General features: G+C 63.1%; 6 protein-coding genes and 1 pseudogene. 5 read left to right on the forward strand and 2 right to left on the reverse strand.

Annotation, left to right across the window (positions count from 1 at the left end):
- The 4 genes from AC1DOC_RS25010 to hemP all read left to right on the forward strand — a co-directional run.
- Nucleotides 1-219, forward strand: a 219-nt coding sequence (locus AC1DOC_RS25010; protein WP_478130708.1) for an energy transducer TonB, incomplete at its 5' end; no start/stop codon positions are given.
- A 22-nt stretch (nt 220-241) separates the two neighbouring features.
- Complete coding sequence (locus AC1DOC_RS25015; protein ID WP_012746947.1) at nt 242-958, forward strand: MotA/TolQ/ExbB proton channel family protein; 717 nt, start codon at nt 242-244, stop codon at nt 956-958.
- Between the two features lie 4 nt (nt 959-962).
- Nucleotides 963-1,376 carry an ExbD/TolR family protein gene (locus AC1DOC_RS25020; RefSeq protein ID WP_012746946.1) on the forward strand — a complete coding sequence of 138 codons (414 nt, stop codon included), beginning with the start codon at nt 963-965 and terminating at the stop codon, nt 1,374-1,376.
- Between the two features lie 95 nt (nt 1,377-1,471).
- A complete protein-coding gene (gene hemP, locus AC1DOC_RS25025) occupies nt 1,472-1,684 on the forward strand; it encodes a hemin uptake protein HemP (RefSeq protein WP_018903010.1) in 213 nt (70 codons plus the stop codon).
- 176 nt (nt 1,685-1,860) lie between these two features.
- On the opposite strand, the gene AC1DOC_RS25030 is transcribed toward hemP, so the two are convergent.
- Nucleotides 1,861-2,268, reverse strand: a complete 408-nt coding sequence (locus AC1DOC_RS25030; RefSeq protein WP_012746944.1) for a GlcG/HbpS family heme-binding protein — start codon at nt 2,266-2,268, stop codon at nt 1,861-1,863.
- A 165-nt stretch (nt 2,269-2,433) separates the two neighbouring features.
- Between AC1DOC_RS25030 and AC1DOC_RS25035 the strand changes: the two genes are divergently transcribed.
- Nucleotides 2,434-3,135 carry a Bax inhibitor-1/YccA family protein gene (locus tag AC1DOC_RS25035; RefSeq protein ID WP_012746943.1) on the forward strand — a complete coding sequence of 234 codons (702 nt, stop codon included), beginning with the start codon at nt 2,434-2,436 and terminating at the stop codon, nt 3,133-3,135.
- Nucleotides 3,136-3,195: 60 nt separating this feature from the next.
- Here AC1DOC_RS25035 and AC1DOC_RS25040 read toward each other — a convergent pair.
- A pseudogene (locus AC1DOC_RS25040) lies at nt 3,196-3,999 on the reverse strand (class I SAM-dependent RNA methyltransferase family protein); the annotation flags it as partial.

The raw sequence follows: 3,999 nt of genomic DNA on the forward strand, positions 1-3,999 counted from the left end.
CGCCTGGGCGAGTCGGGCACCACTGTGGTCTCGATCTATTTCGACAGCGAAGGCTTCGCCAAGCGCGTCGAGCTCTTCAAGTCCAGCGGATTCGAGCGGCTCGACGAAGCGGCGCTCAGCGCCGCCCGCACCGCCCAGGTCACGCCCTTCAGGCAAACGGGAGGCAACGCACAGACCACCTACCTGCTGCGGGCTCCCTTCTCATTCAAACTGAACTAATCTTTCTCTGGAGCAACTTCGTATGGATTCCCAATTCGGCTTGATGAACGTCTGGAACCAGGGCGATTTCGTCACCAAGGCCGTCGCGCTGCTGTTGATCGGCATGTCGCTTGCATCGTGGATCGTGATCATCATCAAGGCGCTCGACGTCATCAAATACAAGCGCCTTGCCAAGCATTCGCAGGACTTCTGGCATAGCGAAGACTTCGCCACCGCGCTCAACAAGCTCGGCAAGGACGACAGCAACCCGTTCCGCGCCCTGGCACTCGAAGGCCGCGAAGCGGCCGCGCACCATCGCAACACCAAGGCCCACCTTCACGATGCACTGGATGTCAGCGACTGGATCACGCGCGCGCTGCGCAACGGCATCGATGCGTTCACCGCGCGCCTTCAGACGGGCCTCGCCATCCTGGCGTCGGTCGGTTCGACGGCACCGTTCATCGGCCTGTTCGGCACCGTCTGGGGCATCTACCACGCGCTCATGAGCATCAGTACGGCCGGCCAGGCCACCATCGACAAGGTGGCGGGCCCAATCGGCGAAGCACTGATCATGACGGCGCTGGGCCTTGCGGTGGCCATTCCGGCGGTGCTGGGCTACAACGCGCTGGTGCGCGGCAACAAGTTTGTTCTCACCAAGCTCAACAGCTTCGCCCATGACCTGCACGCCTACTTCGTGACGGGTGCGCGCGTGCAAAGCGGCGGCGGCGACGCCATCGTGGTTCCGCTCAAGAAGGGCTGAGATCATGGCTTTCGGAACCCAGGACGAGCCCGATGAGGTGATGAACGAGATCAACATGACGCCGCTGGTCGACGTCATGCTGGTGCTGCTGATYATCTTCATCATCACGGTGCCGGTGATGAAGCACGCAGTCAACATCGACCTRCCCCGCGCCACCAGCGAACCCGAGCAGCCCAAGCCGCAGAACATCCTGTTCAGCATCACGGCCGACGGCAGCTACTACTGGAACGAGCAGAAGATCGACGACGCCGAACTGCCCGCCCGCCTCGCCGCCGAGGCCGCCAAGGATCCACAGCCCGAGCTGCACATCCGCGGCGACAAGGAAGTGCGCTACGAGCGCGTGGCCAAGGCGATGTCCAAGGCGCGGGAAGCCGGCGTGCGCAAGATCGGCTTCGTTACCGAGCCCGACGCGAAATAAGTCACTGACCGGCTTTAAAAAAAGTTGATCGCGGCGATTGACTTTTTATTGCGAATCATTATCATTCACTCATCGCTTCGATAAGGGAATTTCAGATGCAAGCCAAACCGAACGCCTTTTCTGTTCTGAGCCATCCTTCGCTCGACCAATCGGGTGGCGGACATGCGTCCATCCAGGCACCGCGCCCGGCCCCCATGGTCGAAAGCACGGAGCTTCTGAAAGGAAGCAAGACCGTGGGCATCATGCACAACGGTTCCCTCTACAGGCTACAGGCCACCAAACTCGGCAAGCTGATTCTTACCAAGTAAGACCTCAGCCCGCCCTTCGCGCAAGTTTCATCGTGGGGCGACTTGAGGAGATTCATCTCCGAGGGTCGTTTTTTGCTAGCCAACGGTTCGCCGACTAGCCAAGCTTTTTTTCACGCTGGATATCCAACAAAAACGCCGACTCGAAGTCGGCGTTTTGCTTTGGCGCTTTCGAAAGCTCAAAGACCGAGGGCTGCAATGCCTGCCTTGGCAATCTGGGCGTCCTCGTTCGACTTCACGCCGCTCACGCCGACGGCGCCGATCACCTGGCCGTCCTTCACGATGGGCACGCCGCCCTCGAGCAGGCCCTGAACCGCGGGCGCCGTGAGGAACGCGCTGCGGCCGCCGTTGATGATGTCTTCGTAGACCTTGCTCTCGCGGCGGCCCATGGCTGCGGTGTGCGCCTTGGCGGGCGCGATGTGGGACGACAGTGCCGCGGCGCCATCCAGGCGCTGGAGCCACAGCAGGTTGCCGGCATCGTCGGAGATGGCGATGGTCACGGCCCAGTTGTTCTTGAGGGCCTCGGCTTCGGCAGCGGCGGCAATGGCCTTGACATCGGCGAGTTCGAGGAAGGACTTGGTCTTCATGGTGAGAATCAGGTTGCGTAAAACCCGACAGCATAACGGCCAACAGTGCCCTGGGCACCCTTGCGCTTAGGACCATCGTCCATACGGTCTTTGTGCCGCCCCCCTCTTGCAGCCCCCTAGAATGCGCCCAACTGCGTGATTGCAGCAACCAAAGGAGCTACGGCCATGAACGACCGCGTTACCACCCTCGACACTTCCGCCGGCTACGGCCAGGCGCTGCCGCAGGCTGAGCGCCAACGCGTCCTGCGCAATACCTACTGGCTGCTGGCGCTGAGCATGCTGCCCACCGTGCTGGGCGCCTGGATCGGCGTTGCCACCGGCATCACAAGCTCGCTCACGGGCGGCCTGGGCCTCATGGTTTTCCTCGGCGGCGCCTTCGGCTTCATGTTCGCCATCGAGAAAACCAAGAACTCGGCCGCCGGCGTGCCGGTGCTGCTGGGCTTCACCTTCTTCATGGGCCTGATGCTGTCGCGGCTGATCGCGATGGTGCTGGGTTTCAAGAACGGTTCCGAGCTCATCATGACGGCGTTCGGCGGCACCGCCGGCGTTTTCTTCGTGATGGCATCGCTGGCCACGGTGATCAAGCGCGACCTGTCCGGCATGGGCAAGTGGCTCTTCGTCGGCGCCATGGTGCTGATGGTGGGTGCCATCATCAACGTCTTCGTCGGCTCGAGCGCCGGCATGATGGCCATCTCGGTGGCGGCCATCGGCATCTTCTCGGCCTTCATGCTCTATGACCTGAAGCAGATCATGGATGGCGGCGAAACCAACTACATCAGCGCCACGCTCGCGCTCTACCTTGACCTGTTCAACGTGTTCCAGAGCCTGCTGGCCCTGCTGGGCATCGCCGGCGGCGAACGCGACTGAGCGAACAGCGAACAAGGCGCCGTGTGCGCCAATGAAGAAGGGCCCCGAGGGGCCCTTTTTTCATGCCAGGTCGAACACCGCAATCGACTCGACGTGCGCCGTGTGCGGGAACATGTTGATCACCCCCGCGAACGTGCAGCGATAGCCGGCCTGGTGCACCAGCAGGCCGGCGTCTCGCGCCAGGGTGGACGGGTTGCAGCTCACGTAGACGATGCGCTTGGGCGGTGTCCAGCCATCGGTTCGAAGCTCGGGCTGCAGGTGCAGGTCGGCCATGGCCTTGGCCAGCGCGAAGGCGCCTTCGCGCGGCGGGTCGACCAGCCACTTGTCGGCGCTGCCATCGGCCGGTGTCGCTGCCCTCGATGCCCAGGACCTCGCACGCACGGCTGGCCAGCGGCAGGGTGAAGTTGCCCAGGCCGCAGAACCAGTCGATCACGCGTTCGTGCGGCTGCACGTCGAGCAGGCGCAGCGCCTTTCCTACGAGGGCGCGGTTGATGTGGGGATTGACCTGCGTGAAATCGGTGGGCTTGAACGGCATCGTCACACCGAACTGGGGCAGCTCGTAGGACAGCGGCATGCCGCCTTCTTCGAGCAGCTTCACGGTGTCCGGCCCCTTGGCCTGCAGCCACCACTGGACGCCGGCGTTCTGCGCCGCAAAGGCCTTCAGACGGCCGATGTCCGCATTGGAGAGCGGCTCCAGGTGCCTCAGCACCAAGGCGATCGTGCCGAGCGAGGTGGTGCCGGGCGCATCGCCGCAGGCGAGTTCGATCTGCGGGCAGGTCTCGCGGGCGTCCAGCGAGCCGATCAATGCGCGCAACGGCATCAGCATGTCGCTGACCTGCTTGGGCAGCACCGGGCATACCTGCA

The organism is Variovorax sp. 01T439_2 (assembly GCF_056398445.1).